15 protein-coding genes are annotated in these 15334 nt (G+C 66.9%); 10 read left to right on the top strand and 5 right to left on the bottom strand.

What is annotated here, in order from left to right; translation table 11 throughout:
* The first annotated feature begins 84 nt into the window (after positions 1-84).
* The 9 genes from DKG74_RS08515 (at position 85) to DKG74_RS08475 (ending at position 8008) form a co-directional block, all read left to right on the top strand.
* On the top strand, positions 85-1185 hold the full coding sequence (locus DKG74_RS08515) for an ABC transporter substrate-binding protein (RefSeq protein WP_165837599.1): 1101 nt from the start codon (positions 85-87) through the stop codon (positions 1183-1185).
* Entirely contained in the window at positions 1169-2056 is an 888-nt protein-coding gene (locus DKG74_RS08510) for an ABC transporter permease (protein ID WP_109904706.1), read from the top strand. Before DKG74_RS08515 ends, DKG74_RS08510 begins: the two co-directional genes overlap by 17 nt.
* A complete protein-coding gene (locus DKG74_RS08505; protein WP_109904704.1) occupies positions 2056-2862 on the top strand; it encodes an ABC transporter permease in 807 nt (268 codons plus the stop codon). Before DKG74_RS08510 ends, DKG74_RS08505 begins: the two co-directional genes overlap by 1 nt.
* Positions 2859-3941 carry an ABC transporter ATP-binding protein gene (locus tag DKG74_RS08500; protein ID WP_109904702.1) on the top strand — a complete coding sequence of 361 codons (1083 nt, stop codon included), beginning with the start codon at positions 2859-2861 and terminating at the stop codon, positions 3939-3941. Before DKG74_RS08505 ends, DKG74_RS08500 begins: the two co-directional genes overlap by 4 nt.
* A gap of 317 nt (positions 3942-4258) precedes the next feature.
* Positions 4259-4852 carry a TetR/AcrR family transcriptional regulator gene (locus tag DKG74_RS08495; protein WP_165837598.1) on the top strand — a complete coding sequence of 198 codons (594 nt, stop codon included), beginning with the start codon at positions 4259-4261 and terminating at the stop codon, positions 4850-4852.
* Positions 4853-4907: 55 nt separating this feature from the next.
* Positions 4908-5381, top strand: coding sequence for a tautomerase family protein (locus DKG74_RS08490; RefSeq protein ID WP_109904698.1), 474 nt, complete (start codon positions 4908-4910; stop codon positions 5379-5381).
* Positions 5382-5441: 60 nt separating this feature from the next.
* Entirely contained in the window at positions 5442-6071 is a 630-nt protein-coding gene (locus DKG74_RS08485; protein ID WP_109904696.1) for a carboxymuconolactone decarboxylase family protein, read from the top strand.
* A gap of 17 nt (positions 6072-6088) precedes the next feature.
* Complete coding sequence (locus DKG74_RS08480) at positions 6089-6871, top strand: crotonase/enoyl-CoA hydratase family protein (RefSeq protein WP_109904694.1); 783 nt, start codon at positions 6089-6091, stop codon at positions 6869-6871.
* Between the two features lie 120 nt (positions 6872-6991).
* Positions 6992-8008 carry a zinc-dependent alcohol dehydrogenase gene (locus DKG74_RS08475; RefSeq protein WP_109904692.1) on the top strand — a complete coding sequence of 339 codons (1017 nt, stop codon included), beginning with the start codon at positions 6992-6994 and terminating at the stop codon, positions 8006-8008.
* Positions 8009-8095: 87 nt separating this feature from the next.
* On the opposite strand, the gene DKG74_RS08470 is transcribed toward DKG74_RS08475, so the two are convergent.
* The 3 genes from DKG74_RS08470 to DKG74_RS08460 are packed head-to-tail and all read right to left on the bottom strand — an operon-like array spanning position 8096 to position 11781.
* On the bottom strand, positions 8096-9718 hold the full coding sequence (locus DKG74_RS08470; protein WP_109904690.1) for an acyl-CoA dehydrogenase family protein: 1623 nt from the start codon (positions 9716-9718) through the stop codon (positions 8096-8098).
* 12 nt (positions 9719-9730) lie between these two features.
* A complete protein-coding gene (locus DKG74_RS08465) occupies positions 9731-10597 on the bottom strand; it encodes a crotonase/enoyl-CoA hydratase family protein (RefSeq protein ID WP_109904688.1) in 867 nt (288 codons plus the stop codon).
* Entirely contained in the window at positions 10594-11781 is a 1188-nt protein-coding gene (locus DKG74_RS08460; RefSeq protein WP_109904686.1) for a CaiB/BaiF CoA transferase family protein, read from the bottom strand. The genes DKG74_RS08465 and DKG74_RS08460 overlap by 4 nt, the downstream gene beginning before the upstream one ends.
* Before the next feature lie 41 nt (positions 11782-11822).
* Between DKG74_RS08460 and DKG74_RS08455 the strand changes: the two genes are divergently transcribed.
* On the top strand, positions 11823-12641 hold the full coding sequence (locus DKG74_RS08455; protein ID WP_109904684.1) for a hypothetical protein: 819 nt from the start codon (positions 11823-11825) through the stop codon (positions 12639-12641).
* 355 nt (positions 12642-12996) lie between these two features.
* On the opposite strand, the gene DKG74_RS08450 is transcribed toward DKG74_RS08455, so the two are convergent.
* Together DKG74_RS08450 and DKG74_RS08445 are read right to left on the bottom strand one after the other, a co-directional pair.
* Positions 12997-14118: a hypothetical protein gene (locus tag DKG74_RS08450; RefSeq protein WP_109904682.1), complete on the bottom strand. Its 1122-nt coding sequence runs from the start codon at positions 14116-14118 to the stop codon at positions 12997-12999.
* A 101-nt stretch (positions 14119-14219) separates the two neighbouring features.
* A complete protein-coding gene (locus DKG74_RS08445) occupies positions 14220-15050 on the bottom strand; it encodes an alpha/beta fold hydrolase (protein ID WP_109905182.1) in 831 nt (276 codons plus the stop codon).
* Positions 15051-15334 lie beyond the last annotated feature (284 nt).

Below are 15334 nucleotides of genomic sequence, written 5' to 3'. Positions count from 1 at the left end.
ATCATCGTGCGGTGCAACATAAGTGCATTAAAAAGTGATCATGCCCGGACGACAGGCGGCCAGGCAATAGATGTGGAGAGCGGCATGGATCGAGACCTTCACCGCGAGGATTCCCTTGCGATCGCCAAGGACCTTTACGCGCGCGGCCGGGTGAACCGGCGCGACTTTCTGAGCCTCTGCGCGATTCTGGGCGTCTCCGCAGCCGGCGTCGGCCTCGGCGCGAAGCGCGCAATGGCGGCGGGCGAGATCACGATTTCCAACTTCGGCGGCGACGCGGTCAAGGCCTATACGGACGCCTGGACCGCGCCCTTCGCCGAGGCGACGGGAACCAAGGTGAATATCGACGGCGCCGGGCCGCTGCCGGGCAACATCAAGAAGATGGTCGACGAGAAGAACGTGATCTGGGACGTGTCGGACGGCGACGGCTTCTATGGCCTGCAGCTCGGCCCCGACTACCTCGAGCCGATCGACTATTCCGTGGTCGATCCCAAGGGCTATTTCGAGTGGAACAAGTTCCCGCTCTCGGCCGGCAACTACGTCTATTCCTACGTTCTCGCCTATGACAAGACCAAGCTGCCGGAAGCGCCGACCAGCTGGGCCGACTTCTTCGACCTGAAGAAATTCCCGGGCAAGCGCACCCTGTGGAAATGGTTCATGGGGATGCCGGAAATCTTCATGCTGGCCGCCGGCAAGAAGCCGGAAGAGGTCTATCCGATCGACATGAAGCTGGTCGTCGAGATGGTGAAGTCGCTCGGCGACAACCTCGTCCTGTGGGATTCGGGCGCGTCGAGCCAGCAGCTGTTCCTCGACGGCGAAGTCGTCATGGGCAACATCTGGAACACCCGCTGTTCCGTGCTGGAGCGCGACACCAAGGGCCGCGTGGGCTGGATCTGGAACCAGCAGATCGCCAGCCCGGGCGCCTGGTGCATTCCGAAGGGCGGCAAGAATGTCGCCGCGGCGCAGAAGTTCATCGCCTCGACCCAGGACCCCAAGAAGCAGATCAAGCTGCTGGACGCCATGGGCAACGGCCCGGCCAATCCGGCCGCCCTTGCCCTGCTGAGCGAGGAACAGAAGCGCCTCAACCCGACCTCGCATCTCGATGTCGGCATCATCCGCAACGAGCAGTGGTATGCGGATCATTACGACACCGAACTGAACACCTGGCTCGATGCCGTCGCCGGCTGACAAGACGGCACGACCGACCGGCTTTCGGGTGGCCCTGCGCGATGCGCGGGGCCATCTCGATCCGCACTGGTGGCTGGTCGCGCCGATCCTGATCCTCGTCGTCTGCCTTTACCTGCTGCCGCTGGGCAATGTCCTGTTGCTCAGCGTCAGCGATCCGAAGCCCGGCCTCGACAATTACGAACGGATCGCGACCGCCAGCGGCCCGCTGAAGGTGCTGCTGACGACCTTGCGCCTCTGCGCGATCACCACGGTGATCTCCATCGTGCTCGGCTTCTGCGTCGCCTTCGCCATGGCCCATGTCCGGGAGACGCATCAGCGCATCCTCGTCGTCGCCGTGCTCGTGCCCCTGTGGATTTCCGTGCTGATCCGGGCCTTTTCCTGGCTCGTGCTGCTGCGCGACCAGGGGCCGGTGAACGACTGGCTGATGCAGTCGGGCGCCATCGACCAGCCTCTGGCCCTCGTCCGTAACGAACTCGGCGTCGTCATCGGCATGGTGCATTACCTCATTCCCTACGCCGTGCTGCCCATCTTCGCGGTGATGCGCGGCATCGACCAGCGCCTCCTGTTCGCCTCGCGCAGCCTCGGCGCCGGGGCGGTGACCACCTTCCTCAAGGTCTATCTGCCGCTGACCCTGCCCGGCGTCTTCGCGGCGACGGTGATCGTCTTCGTCTTCGGCCTCGGCTTCTATGTGACGCCGGCCATTCTCGGCGGCGGGCGCGTGGTCATGCTGGCGGAATCCGTCTCGGTCGCCATCCTGCAGACCGTGCGCTGGGGCTTCGGCGCGGCGCAGTCGGTCGTCCTTCTCGTCCTCACCCTCGTCCTGATCGGGATCATGGCGAAGACGGTCGGCCTGAAGAAAGGCTTCGGCTGATGACCCGCCGCCTTACCCCCGGGTTGATCCTTTGCGTCACCATCGCCTGGATCGTTGTCGGCTTCCTGCTGGCGCCCATGTTCATCTCGGTGCCGCTGTCGCTGACGCCGGAGCGATTTCTGTCGATGCCGCAGGGCGAGCTTTCGCTGCGCCATTACGCCAGCGTCTTTACCGAGGATGCCTGGCTGGGCGCGCTGGGCGACAGCGCCATGGTCGGCATCGGCGCCACGCTGATCGCCACCTTCACCGGCGGCGCGGCGGCCATCGGTCTGTGGCGGATCGGCGGCCGGGCCGCGCGCATCATCGGCGTGCTCGCCCTGATGCCGATGATCGTGCCGCCCATCGTCACCGCCCTCGCCCTGTCGCGCGCCTGGGTGACCCTCGGGCTGTTCGACACGGTGTTCGGGGTCATCCTGTCCCACGCCATTCTGGGCATGCCCTTCGTCTTCATGACCGTCTCGGCCGCGCTCGAGGGGCTGGACCCCCGCATCGCCCAGGCGGCGCGCAGCCTCGGCGCCGGGCCGTTCCGCACCGTGCGTGACGTGATCGTGCCCAATGTGAAGGCGGGCCTCCTCACCGGCGGTCTCTTCGCCTTCGTCATCTCGTGGGACGAGATCATCGTGACGCTGTTCGTCTCGTCGCGCAGCGTCTATACCCTGCCGCGCAAGATCTGGTCCGACATCCGCGACAATATCGACCCCGCGGTCGCCGCGGTTTCCACCCTGATGATCGGCGCGACCGTGATCGTCGCCGCGATCTACCTGCTGCGCGACCTCGCCCGCGCCAAACCCAAGGACGTGTCATGACGGACGAAAGCGCCGGCCAGGATATCCGCCTCTACGGCCTCTCCAAATATTACGGCGACTTCCGCGCGCTCGACGATGTGAACCTCCACGTCGCGGCGGGCGAATTCCTCACCCTGCTCGGGCCGTCCGGCTCGGGCAAAAGCACCCTCCTGATGGCGCTCGCCGGCTTTGTCGAGCCGACCCACGGCGACATTTTCGTAGGCGGCAGCTCGATCACCGCCCTTGCGCCCGAGAAGCGGGATTTCGGCGTGGTGTTTCAGGGTTACGCCCTGTTCCCCCATATGACTGTCGCCGGCAATGTCGGCTATCCGCTGAAGGTGCGCGGCCTCGGCAAACCCGAGATCGCGGCCAAGGTGCGCGACGCCCTCGACCTCGTGCAACTCGGCCATCTCGCCACCCGCCTGCCCAAGCAGCTTTCGGGCGGGCAGCAGCAGCGCGTGGCCCTCGCCCGCGCCCTCGTGTTCTCGCCCAAGATGCTCCTGCTCGACGAGCCGATGGGGGCCCTCGACAAGAAGCTGCGCCACGACCTTCAGCTGGAACTGCGCCAGCTGCACCGCCGCCTCGGCCGCACCTTCGTCAACGTCACCCACGATCAGGAAGAGGCGATGGCGATGTCCGACCGGATCGCCATCATGCGCGCCGGCAAGATCGAACAGCTGGGCGCCCCCCGCGCGCTCTATGACGCGCCCGAGACCCGCTTCGTCGCCGACTTTCTCGGCAAGAGCAATTTCATCGAAGGCAAGGTGACGGGTATCGACGCCGGCATCGCCACCCTCGACACCGCCGACGGCCCGGTGGTCCATGCCTTGGGGACCCGCCCGGCCGGGATCGGCGACAGCCTCCTCCTCGCCCTCCGCCCGCAGAAACTCATGCTCGGCCCCGGCCCCAACAGCCGAAAGGCCACGGTCGAAACCGCCATCTTCCTTGGCACCCACGCCGAAGTTTCGTTGCGCTGCGCCTCGGGACTGGCCCTCGCCCTCAATCTCGGGATCGAGAATGCGCAGGCCCTGCCGGCGGAAGGCACCACGGTGGAGCTTGGCTGGGACCCGGCGGCAACGGTCGCGGTCAGGCCCGACTGACGGCACGGCGCCTGTTTGGCCATTCGAAGGCGTGATGCCGAAATCTTTCGATCCACCCGAGAGACGTCGTCGGATGTCGAGTGGACGGGCGGAAGCGGCCGGGGCGTCATGAAGATGGCGTGATCAGGCACCGTTTGAGGGTGAGGTCGCGCGCCAGCTTCTCCAGAAATCGGGCAGCGATGTGAACCGGTTTCCGAAATTGGCAAAATGAATATTTTGCGGTCGGTGGAAACGCGACGCCTGGTCGCCTTGTGCCTTGACTGAAAGCGGAAAGCGCACGAAAAGACCCAACGGTCCTTTTTCTAGCGATGGCAGCCATGTCCAAAGGCGATGACACCCGTGCCCGCATCATTCGGCAGGCCGCGGCCTTGATGAATGTCGACGGCTATGTCGCCACCCCGGTCTCGGCCATCCTGGCCGCGGCGGGTTTGCAGAAGGGCGGCCTCTACAATCATTTCGCCAGCCGCGACGAGGTCGCCATGGCCGCCTACGACCATGCGACCGAGCTCGCACTGCGCTTCATGCTCGACATCGAACGGGGCCCGGGCCGGGCGGTCGAGCGCCTGTTTCGGCTCATCGCCGCCTATCGGGATTACGGCCGCCATTTTCCCCTGCGCGGCGGTTGCCCCTTGCTGAAGGGGGCCGTCGAAGGCGCGAACGGGCCGGAATGGCTGCGGACCCGGGCGCGCCAGTCCCTCGATCGCATGGCGGAGATCATTGCTCGCCTGCTCGCCGCCGGGCAGGCCGAGGGCGGCGTTCGGCCCGAGATCGCCCCCGACAGGGCCGCCCTCGCCATCGTCGCGACCCTCGAGGGTGCCGTGATGCTGACGATGGTCCAGCGCGCGCGCCTGCCCGGTGAAGCCGCCCTCGAGATGATCGAGGCCTATATGAAATCGGCCTTGCTCGCCTGACCGCCTTCGCGTATTTAAGACCGAACGGTCTTAAATACGGACTGACGGAGGGAACATGACCATCATCCGCGTGACTGCGCCCGATGCGCGACTGACCGCTGGCGACAGGGCGCGGCTGGCCGAAGTGCTGACCGACGCCGTCCTGGTCCCGGAAGTCGGGCAGAAGGTGGCCGCCGCCCGCGTCGGCTTCCAGGTCCAGTTCACGGAGCTGCCGCGCGATCACATGGCGATTGGCGGCAAATTGCTGTCCGCGTACCCGATACCGCTCGACGTGATCACCTTCGAGATCAAGGTCATGGCAGCGGCCTGGCCCGCCGAGGTCCGGCGGGAAGTGATCCGCAACATCCTGAACGGCGCGGCCGAGGTCCTGGGCCTGCCCGAGCCGCCACCGACCTGGTGGGTGACGTTCCAGATCATCGACGAAGGCAGTTGGGGCTCGCGCGGGGATGTCCTGTCTATCCTCGACCTGCTCGACAGCGGGGTGTTCACGCCGGCCCGCATCGAAGCGATCCGCCGGGCGCTCTGCTAGGCCGGAGTTTCGCGTGCCCAAAAACAGACCGAACAGTCTTTATTCGTCGGGAGGAAATGGATGGACTCGAAGACAAGCCGGCACGCCCCGCCCCGGGTCGCCCCCCTGCCATCGCCGCCCGGCCCCGACATCGCGGCCGCCTTCGCGAAGGCGGTGCCACCGCCCTTCACCGTGCCCGGCCTCTATCAAACGGTCGCCCGCAACGAGAAAGTCTTCCTCGCCTTCGCCGAAGCGCCCCTGCTGTCGCGCCGCGGCCTGATGCACACCGGCCAGATCAGCGATCTGGAACGCGAACTGGTGATCCTGCGCATCACGGGCCGCCTCGGCGCCGCCCATGAATGGGGCGTGCATGTCGCCTATTTCGGCAAGACCGGCGGCATGACCGCGTCACAGATCGAGGACACGGTTCGCAGCCCGTTGACCCCGGCGCTCTGGACCGAGCGGCAGCAGGCGATCGTCCGCCTGATCGACGATCTGGTCGAGCGTCACGACGTGAGCGACGAGAGCTTCGCCATGGCCCGCCGGACACTGAGCGAAGCGGACGTAATCGAGGTCGTTACCCTGGCCGGCCTCTACAACATGATCGCCTGGAATGTCCGTGCGCTCAGGGTCGCTGAAGAGCCGGGCGCGCCGCCCTTCCCCTGGCCGGTCTGGCGCCCCATCGCAAGCCCCGCCGATACCGCCCGATAATCAACGAGGAGAAGCAGATGAGTGACAATGGACGTATCGTGACCTCGGTCGAGGGTCACATCCTGAAGATCGGCATCTCCCGGCCGGAAAAGAAGAACAGCTTCACCCCCGAGATGATGGCCGGCCTTGCCGAAGCCCTCGACCGGCTGGAAAACGATCCCGAACTCCGGGTCGGCATCGTCCATGGCGACGCCGGTAATTTCACCGCCGGCCTCGATCTGATGAAATTCGTGCCGATCATGGCCGGCGAGCAGCCCGCCCCCGTGTTTTCCGGCATCGACCCCCTGCAACTGAAGGCGCGCTGCACCAAGCCGCTGGTCGCGGCCGTATCGGGCCTCGTCTTCACCGTGGGGATCGAGATCATGCTGGCGTGCGATATCGTGATCGCCGGCGACGACTGCATGTTCACCCAGGTCGAGGTCGCGCGCGGCATCATGGTGTCCGGCGGCGGTACCGTGCGCTGGCTGCAGAACGCCGGCTGGGGCAACGCCATGCAATATCTGCTGACCGGCGACAAGTTCGACGCGGCGACCGCCTACCGGATCGGCATCGTGCAGAAAGTCGTGCCGGCGGCCGAGGTCATGGCCAGCGCGCTGGATGTCGCCAGCAGGATCGCCGCCAACGCCCCGCTCGCCGTTCGCGAGACCAAGCGATCCTCCCTGCGCTACCTTCAGACCGGGGAAGCCGCAGCCTTCGACGCCCTCGACGCGACGCAGGCCCAGCTGGCCAAAAGCGCCGATGCGCTGGAAGGCGCCATGGCCATGATGCAGAAGCGCCCGCCCGCCTTCACCGGACAGTAACCTTCATCATTGCGACCGGGCCCGAATGAACCGGGTCCGGTCACATCGCCTGCCCCCGAAACCCGAAAGACAGCGGGCCGGGGTCGACCACGCGGATGTTTTTTGCGGCGGGTGCCCGACATGAGAGAATTGGTCTACATCGGTGACCGCAAGGTCGAATGGCGCGAACGCCCCGACCCCAGGATCGAGTCCCGCTACGACGCCATCGTGAAACCGGTCGCGGCGACGACCTGCGACGTCGACAAGTCCATCATCGGTGGCCGCGCGCCCACCCCGCCGCCTTTCGCCATCGGCCATGAATGCGTCGCCGAAGTGGTCGAGACCGGCCCCGGCGTCACCCATGTCGGGCCGGGCGATCTAGTGGTCGTGCCGTGGCACATTTCCTGTGGCCGCTGCGACCGCTGCCGCGCGGGACTGACCGCCCATTGCCGGCAGGTGCCGCGCCTCGCCATGTTCGGCGCGCCCATCGGCGGTGACTGGGGCGGGCTGTTTTCCGATCTTGTCCGCGTGCCCTATGCCGACACCATGCTGGTCCCCCTGCCCGCCGGGCTGGACCCGATCGCCATGGCCTCGGCCAGCGATAATTTCTCGCTCGCGTGGCGCCTCGTCGCGCCGCACCTGCAACGAAAGCCCGGCGCCACCGTGCTCATCCTCAGCCGGGGCAGTATCGGCCTTTATGTCTGCGACATCGCGCGTGCCCTCGGCGCCTCGCGCCGGCTCTATGTCGATCCCGATGCCGGACGCCGCGCCATCGCCGAAAGCTATGGCGCCGAGACGGCCGAGGCGATCGAGGCGGGACAGCAGGTATTCGACATCGCCATCGAATCGACCGGCAACACCAAGCATCTCGCGACGGCCTGCTGCTGCCTCGAGCCGGAAGGCATGTGCGAAAGCGCGGGCAACCACTTCATCACCGGGGAATTGCCGCTGTTCCAGATGTACCTGAACGCCGTGAACCTGCGCGTGGGTCGGGACAATGTGCGGGTGAACATTCCCCATGCCCTCGATCTCGCACAGAGCGGGCGGGTGGACCCGCGCCGGATCGTCAGCCATGTCCTCGACTGGGAGACCCTGCCGGAAGAGTTGCCGAAGCTTCACACCAAGCCTGTCTTTGTGCGCGGATCAGTCTTAGTGTGACAGGGGGGAAGGGGCGGGTCGAAGATCCGTCCCTTCCTTTTCTGTCGTGGCCACGACCGTGGCCGGTTCGTGAAAGCGCAGCGCCCCTCAGGCGCGGGGCATGGCGCGGTCGATGATGGCGCGGGTGTCGATGGCGCTGTCGAAGGCGCCGTAGATGCTGCCGCGTTCGCGCAGGCGGAGGGCGCAGAAGGCATCGGCCACAGGATTGTCCCATTCGAGCAGCACGGCAGCCTGGGCGGCCAGGGCCAGTCTCTCGACCAGCAGCCGGGCGTTGCCCTCGGTGACGGCGTCAAGGTCGATGGCGCCGAGCCAGCGGTCGTAGTCGCCGTTCCTGCCGGTCTGGGCGGCGAGATAGTGCTGGAGAGCGACCACGCCCTCGGGCTCGCGCGCCATCGCGCGCAGCACGTCAAGGGCGATGACATTGCCCGAGCCTTCCCAGATCGCGTTCAGCGGCGACTGGCGGAACAGCCGGGCCATCGGCCCCGTCTCGATGTAACCGGCGCCGCCGTGGCACTCCATCGCCTCGTAGACGACACCGGGCGTGCGCTTGCAGACCCAGTATTTGGCGACCGGCGTCAGCAGGCGCGCGATCGGATCTTCGGCATCGAAAGCCTGGGCGAGCCGGAAGCCAAGCGTGGTCGCCGCCTCGCTCTCGAGCGCGAGATCGGCCAGCACGGCCGCCATGGCCGGCTGGTCGACCAGCCGGCGCTGGAAGGCCGAGCGGTTGGCGGTATGCCACAGCGCCTGGGCGACGGCGCCGCGCATGATCTGCGCCGAGCCGACGACACAGTCGAGCCTTGTGTGCTGGACCATCTGGATGATGGTGGCGACGCCGCGCCCCTCGGGTCCGAGGCGCTGGGCCAGCGCGCCGTGATACTCGATCTCGGACGACGCGTTGGAACGGTCGCCCAGCTTGTCCTTGAGGCGCATCACCCGGAAGCCGGCGTTGCGCTCGCCACTCGGCAGCCAGCGCGGCACCAGGAAGCAGGTCATGCCGCCGGGAGCATAGGCGAGGGTCAGGAAGGCGTCGCACATGGGGGCCGAGCAGAACCACTTGTGGCCGGTCAGGCTGTACCAGCCATCCTCGTCCGTCGGCACGGCCTTCGTGGTATTGGCGCGAACGTCGGAGCCGCCCTGCTTCTCGGTCATCGCCATGCCGATGGTGACGCCGGCCTTCTCCGAGGCAGGGCGCGCGGCGGGATCGTAGCGGCCGGCCTGGATGCGCGGCACCCAGACCTCGGCCACCGAGGGTTCGGCCCGCAGCGCCGGCACGGCGGCATAGGTCATGGTCATCGGGCAGATGGTGCCGGAATCCGCCTGGCCGGCCAGGAACAGGATCGCGGCATGGCCGACATGCCCGGCGGGCGAGCCGTCCCAGGCGATGGACGCGAAGCCATTGTCGAGACCGAAGGCCATCAACTGGTGATAGGCCGGGTGAAAACGCACCTCGTCGATACGCCGGCCGTAGCGGTCGAAAGTATCCAGTTCCGGCGTCTTGCGATTGGCTTCGTAACCCCAGTCGATCACCTCGGCCGTCCCGGCCTGGGCACCGAGCGCGCCAAGCCGGGCCTCATGGGTGCCGCCGCCGGCCTTGCGCAGCGCCTCGACCAGGGCGAGATCGCCGGTGAACAGGTTCACCCCCTCGAAGGGCGGCGGCTGGTTGAACACCTCGTGGGTCTCGAGATGGCTCAGAGGTTTCAGGCTGGACATGATCTCTCTCCCTCAATCGGCATCGGCGAGGCGCTTGGATGCCTGGCTGGCGATGGGATCGCCGCTGTCCCGCTCCGCGACCGCCTGCTTGAAGCCGACCTCCTGCGCGCGCTCGCGGAACCAGATTCCTTCGGGCGAATGACGCGACACACCGTCGAAGAAGGTAGCGAACATCTGGGTATTGTTCAGGCCCATGTTTTCGTAAGCCTGGTTCACCACCATCTTGGTCATCATCAGCTGGTTCTTCGGCACGCCGCGAAGCCTGCCCGCCAGGCGCTCCACCGCGGCATCGAGGTCCGCTTCCGGCACCGTCTCGAGCGCGAGGCCGATGCGCACGGCCTCCGGGCCGTCGATCAGGTCACCGGTCATCATCATGCGCTTCGCCATCTGCGGCCCCAGGCGATAGACCCACATCGCGGGCGTCGGCACGCCCCAGACCCTGGCGGGCGGATAGCCGATGCGGGCATCCTCGGCCATGATCAGGAAATCACAGCAAAGCGCGATGTCCGATCCGCCCGCGACCGCGGCGCCGTGGACGCGGGCGATGGTCGGCTTGCTCGACCGCCATAGTGCCATGAAGTCCTGGGTATTGCGCCACATCATGCGGAAATCGAGGGTCGGGTCCCAGGGCATGTCCTGCGACCCGCTGATTTCGCCCGTGCGTTCGGCATAATGCTTCAGATCGTAGCCGCCACAAAAGCCCTGGCCGGCCCCGCGCAGCACGATGACATGGACATCGTGATCCGCTTCCGCCCGCTCGACCGCCGCGCGGATTTCCCTCGGCATCAGGCCGGCGATCGCGTTGAACCGATCGGGGCGGTTCAGGGTGATGGTCGCCGTGCGGTTCTCGACACTGTAGAGCAAGGTTTCGTATGTCATTTGCCGATCTCTCCTTTGGCAAGGGCGGCCCCGGAGGCGAGGGAGGCCTCTATCTCCTGCGGCGGGACCCCGGCCGCCGCGAGCACGGCCCGCGTATGCTCGCCGATGGCTGGCGCGAACAGGTCTTCCTGCCCGCGCATACCGTCGAAGCGCGCGACCGGCCTCGCCCGGCGGATGCGCCCGGCCTCGGGATGAACCGTCACCGGCAGGAAATCGTCATGCCGCAACTGGGCGTGATCGGGCAGCGTGGTGGAGCGATTGGCCCGTCCGCACGGAACCCCTTCCCGCCCGAGCCGGGACAGGGCCTCGTCGGTCGTGAGCGCCGCGACCGCCGCGCTGCAGCGGTCACGCAATTCAGCCCAGTTCAGGAAGCGCAGCCGCATGGTCTCGAACCGGGGATCGGACAGCAGGTCCGGCATGCCGATGGCCCGGGACCAGCCGGCGAACTCTTCCTGCGACAGCATGACGACGACAATCCAGCCGTCCGCGGTCGCCCAGGGCCGATAGACCATGGCGACATCGGCCACCGGCTCGGACCGATCGACCACCACTTCCGCGCCATGAATGTCCATCCAGCCGAAAGCGACCGCGGCTTCGAGCATCGAGATGTCGACCACGCTGCCCTTGCCGGTCCGTTCGCGCGCGACGAGGGCCGCCATCGCGGCCTGCGCCGCGTAAAGGCCCGAGACCTTGTCGCAGATCCACTGTGGCGCCAGAACCGGACCCTCGCCGGTCCAGCTCACCATGCCCGATTCCGCCTGGACGACCGGATCATAGGCCCTGTCGCCACTCATCGGGCCCTGCTGGCCGAAGCCGGCGACCCGAACGATGACGAGGTCGGGCTTGATCGACCAGAGCGTTTCGACCGGGAGCCCCATCCGGTCCATCACGCCAGGCCGGAAATTATGAATCAGAATGTCGGCTCGGGCGATCAACGGGCGCAGCAATGCCCGCCCTTCCTCGCGCGTCAGATCCAGCGCCACCGACTGCTTGCCCGCGTTGACGACGAGGTGGGTCGAGCTGAAGCCCGCGACCGGAGCGAAACCGACCATGCGGGATCGGTCGCCTTCCACCGGTTCGATCTTCCAGACCTCGGCGCCCTGTTCGGCCATGAGCTTGGTTGCTAGAGGCCCCGCGACCACGCTGGTAAGATCGACGACCCTTATGCCGCTCAAAGGCTGCATGTTCCCTCCCCCTCATTTATTTGTTACAGACTTTGTCTAAGATGGACACGATTAGCAACGAATATCTGACGGAAGGTCGCGCCGCCATCAGCGCGCGAACCCTGATCCTCGATCTGCTGGATACGGGCGAGCCGCCCGATTTCTCGACGCGGGACCTGATCCGCGCCGGCACCGCCCTGGGGCTGGAGGCAACCGGGATCCGCACCGCCCTTACCCGCCTGTGCCAGGAGGGGCGCGTGCGCGCCGTGGACCGTGGACGTTACACGATCGGTGCCGGCGCGGCGCCCCTGCAACACCGGGTCATGGGCTGGCGCGACGTGCAGCGGCGTTGCCGGCCCTGGGGCGGGGGCTGGCTGCTTGCCTTCGCCGGCCCCGCCGAACGCGCCAATCGCACGACCTGGCGCCACACCATGCAGGCCCTGGAACTCGAAGGTTTCGCCGAGGCCGAAACCAATATCTGGACCCGGCCGGACAATCTGGAAGGCGGCGCGGCGGCCATGCGCCAGAGGCTCACCGTGCTTGGCAGCGCGCCCAGCCTGCTGGTGGTTGAGGCCATGGCCCTCGACGATGCGCGGCAGGCCCGTTTCACGACCCTCTGGCCCGTGGCGGAATTGCAGACAGCCCAATCCGGACTGACGGCGCGACTGGTGTCGAGCGCCGGCCGCGTGCCCAACCTGCCGCTGGTCGAGGCCGCGGCCGAAACACTGCTGGTCGGGCGCGAGGCCGTGCGCGCCATCATCCGCGATCCGCTGTTGCCCGCGGCGCTCCGTGCACAGGACACGCTCTCGCCCCTCATCGCGGCGATGGACGGTTACGACCGTCTGGGCAAGTCGATCTGGCGACGTTATCTCGAGCTATGATCCGGTTGCCGCTTGACCTGCGCGTCGACCGGGCGGGGATCCTGCGGGTGTCATGCCGTGCCCGGCGCGCTGGAACGCCAAAGCTCTAACGGCCGGAGGCGGGACGAGCTTCTGGACGAGCCCTTGTTTACAGCACCGAGCGGCCGTATTCGTCGCTCGGCCAGGAGACACCGGCAGCCTACGCCGCCGGCCTGCGCAAGCAAGGGAAGCGGCATTCCGTTCCTGCCATGCGTGGCTGTAACCGCCGGTCTCCGCCTCCCCCTGGATGAGCGCGCGGGCGTCAGGTCACGGGGCTGGATTTCATGTCAAGTTGCGGTTCGAGGCGGCGGCCTGAACGCCTGTCGATTTACATGTTTCACGACGACCCGCGACATTGCGGGCGGACCTTCATCGAGAGGTCGGCCGCGAAGTTCGGGGTTTCTTCTGCGTTATGGGCCGACAGGGCGGCGAGAAGGGGCGGTTTCACCGTCTCCATCGAAAGGCCGGCCGCGGCCAGCCCCGCCTCGAATTCCGGGGTGCTGCGCAATTCGACGAGGTTGGTCAGGGCGCAGCTATCCGGGCCTGTCGGCGCCAGCCGCAGTTCCCAGGTGACGTGGAGGCTGCTTCTTCCCTGGGGCGTGAACATGTCCGAGCGCGGAGAAACGACACGGCAGAGGGTCCGGCCGCTTTCGACCTCCTGGTACTTCTGGACCAGCAGCGACCGCGGCCGCTCGACATTCAGCGAGAACCGCCGGCCGTCGGCCATGACGTTTCCCCCGGCGGCGATATGCGCGACCGAACATGCCCGATAGTCCGCGTCGGTCAGCGAGAACAGCCAGGCCGAAAGGTCGATGTCGTCGATCGCGACGTCGACAGGTGCCGTACAGCGCGAAACGCCGATCAGGGGCGCGTCGAGATCGAGGGGTGGAACCGGCCGCCCCTCGCCGGCAGCGCCCCGCGCCTTCGCCGCGATGTTCCGAGCGAACCATGGCGTCTCGCCGGCGTTGTGGACATCGGTCAGCGACTGCATCTGCGCCGCCGCCGCCGACAGCGGCACCGCGTTCCGCTCGAACAGGTCGAGCAGTTCGGGCGTCGCGCTGCCGACGATCCTGTTCGTGAAACGGCAGCGGTTACCGGCCAGGGCTTCGACGGAGAATTCCCAGACGATGCCGATCGTCGCCGGCCCCAGCCGGTGCAGGAGATCCGACGTGGATCGCAGGCGGCAAAGCGACGGCGAGGAGACGTCCTCGACATAGCGCTGGATCAGGACGTCACCGCCGATCGCCTCGACATTGATCGACAGGCGCCGGCCGTCCGGCGCCGTGGTCGAGGCGCAGGCGATATGGTCGGCCGAACACATTTCATATTCGGCGGATGACAGGCCGAAGACCCAGTCCGTCAGGTCAATCCTGTCGAAGGCGACGTCGATCTCGGCCGTGGCGATCGAGGTGAAGAGTTCGGGCAGCGCGCCGGCCCCCGCATCGCTTGGTTCCATCATGGCAAGGCTCCCCTGGTCGGCGGCAGGCGGGAATTCTGTCGTGTCGGCGCCACCGCCGGCCGGCCGTACCCGAGCACGGACGGCCGGCGACAGACCGGGCCTCAGCTCTTGAAGAAGGCGAGCAGGTCGGGGTTGACCACCTCGGGATGGGTCGTGCACAGACCATGCGGCAGGCCGGCATAGGTCTTCAGCGTGCCCTTCTTCAGCAGCTTGACCGAGAGCGGCGCCGAATCGGCATAGGGCACGATCTGGTCGTCATCGCCATGCATGACCAGTGTCGGCACCTCGATCGCCTTCAGGTCCTCGGTGAAATCGGTTTCCGAGAAGGCCTTGATGCAGTCGTAATGGGCCTTGGCGCCGCCCATCATGCCCTGCCGCCACCAGTTCTCGATCACGCCCTGGCTGACCTTGGCCCCCGGGCGGTTGTAACCGTAGAAGGGCCCCGCCGGCACATCGAGGAAGAACTGCGCCCGATTGGCGACGAGGGCGGCGCGGAAACCGTCGAAGACTTCGATCGGCAGGCCGCCCGGGTTCTTCTCGGACTTGACCATGATCGGCGGCACCGCGCCGATCAACACCGCCTTGGCGACCCGGCCGGGCTTGGCGCGGGCGACGTAATGGGCGACCTCGCCCCCGCCGGTCGAATGGCCGACATGGATCGCGCCCTTCAGATCCAGGTGATCGGTCAGCGCCGCGACGTCGGCGGCATAGGTGTCCATCTCGTTGCCGGCGAAGGTCTGGGTCGAACGACCGTGGCCGCGCCGGTCATGGGCGATCACGCGATAGCCCTGCAGCAGGAAGAACATCATCTGGTTGTCCCAGTCGTCCGCACTGAGCGGCCAGCCGTGATGGAACACGACGGGCGTCGCGCTTTTCGGACCCCAGTCCTTGTAGAAGATCTCGGTGCCATCCTTGGTGGTGATCTTGGGCATCTTGCTGTCCCCTTCCTTCTGGGTGCTGGCGAAAAGCGGCGTGGGCAGGCCGGCGGCGACCGCCCCGGCAAACAGACCGCCGACGAGGGCGGTGCGCCGCGTGATATGGGCTTCGGCTGTATCGGTCATGGCGCGGTTCCGTCAGGCATGAGCGGCTCGTCCGGCGGCGCCGAGCCATCGGCACTCGCCTGTCACCGGCTCATCCGGCGACGAGCAAGGATCGCCGCCGACGCCCCCCGCGCTCAATCAGACGGGGGAGCGTTCGGAGCAAACCTAAGTATGGC

The organism is Zavarzinia aquatilis, from assembly GCF_003173035.1.
GTDB classification, from domain to species: domain Bacteria; phylum Pseudomonadota; class Alphaproteobacteria; order Zavarziniales; family Zavarziniaceae; genus Zavarzinia; species Zavarzinia aquatilis.
This window is presented reverse-complemented; position numbering and strand designations above follow the sequence as displayed.

Coding starts and splice junctions, on each gene's coding strand:
- DKG74_RS08515 (WP_165837599.1), top strand. CDS start 85: ATGGATCGAGACCTTCACCGCGAGGATTCCCTTGCGATCGCCAAGGAC.
- DKG74_RS08475 (WP_109904692.1), top strand. CDS start 6,992: ATGAGAGAATTGGTCTACATCGGTGACCGCAAGGTCGAATGGCGCGAA.
- DKG74_RS08485 (WP_109904696.1), top strand. CDS start 5,442: ATGGACTCGAAGACAAGCCGGCACGCCCCGCCCCGGGTCGCCCCCCTG.
- DKG74_RS08470 (WP_109904690.1), bottom strand. CDS start 9,718: ATGTCCAGCCTGAAACCTCTGAGCCATCTCGAGACCCACGAGGTGTTC.
- DKG74_RS08500 (WP_109904702.1), top strand. CDS start 2,859: ATGACGGACGAAAGCGCCGGCCAGGATATCCGCCTCTACGGCCTCTCC.
- DKG74_RS08505 (WP_109904704.1), top strand. CDS start 2,056: ATGACCCGCCGCCTTACCCCCGGGTTGATCCTTTGCGTCACCATCGCC.
- DKG74_RS08460 (WP_109904686.1), bottom strand. CDS start 11,781: ATGCAGCCTTTGAGCGGCATAAGGGTCGTCGATCTTACCAGCGTGGTC.
- DKG74_RS08495 (WP_165837598.1), top strand. CDS start 4,259: ATGTCCAAAGGCGATGACACCCGTGCCCGCATCATTCGGCAGGCCGCG.
- DKG74_RS08455 (WP_109904684.1), top strand. CDS start 11,823: ATGGACACGATTAGCAACGAATATCTGACGGAAGGTCGCGCCGCCATC.
- DKG74_RS08480 (WP_109904694.1), top strand. CDS start 6,089: ATGAGTGACAATGGACGTATCGTGACCTCGGTCGAGGGTCACATCCTG.
- DKG74_RS08465 (WP_109904688.1), bottom strand. CDS start 10,597: ATGACATACGAAACCTTGCTCTACAGTGTCGAGAACCGCACGGCGACC.
- DKG74_RS08490 (WP_109904698.1), top strand. CDS start 4,908: ATGACCATCATCCGCGTGACTGCGCCCGATGCGCGACTGACCGCTGGC.
- DKG74_RS08445 (WP_109905182.1), bottom strand. CDS start 15,050: ATGCCCAAGATCACCACCAAGGATGGCACCGAGATCTTCTACAAGGAC.
- DKG74_RS08510 (WP_109904706.1), top strand. CDS start 1,169: ATGCCGTCGCCGGCTGACAAGACGGCACGACCGACCGGCTTTCGGGTG.
- DKG74_RS08450 (WP_109904682.1), bottom strand. CDS start 14,118: ATGATGGAACCAAGCGATGCGGGGGCCGGCGCGCTGCCCGAACTCTTC.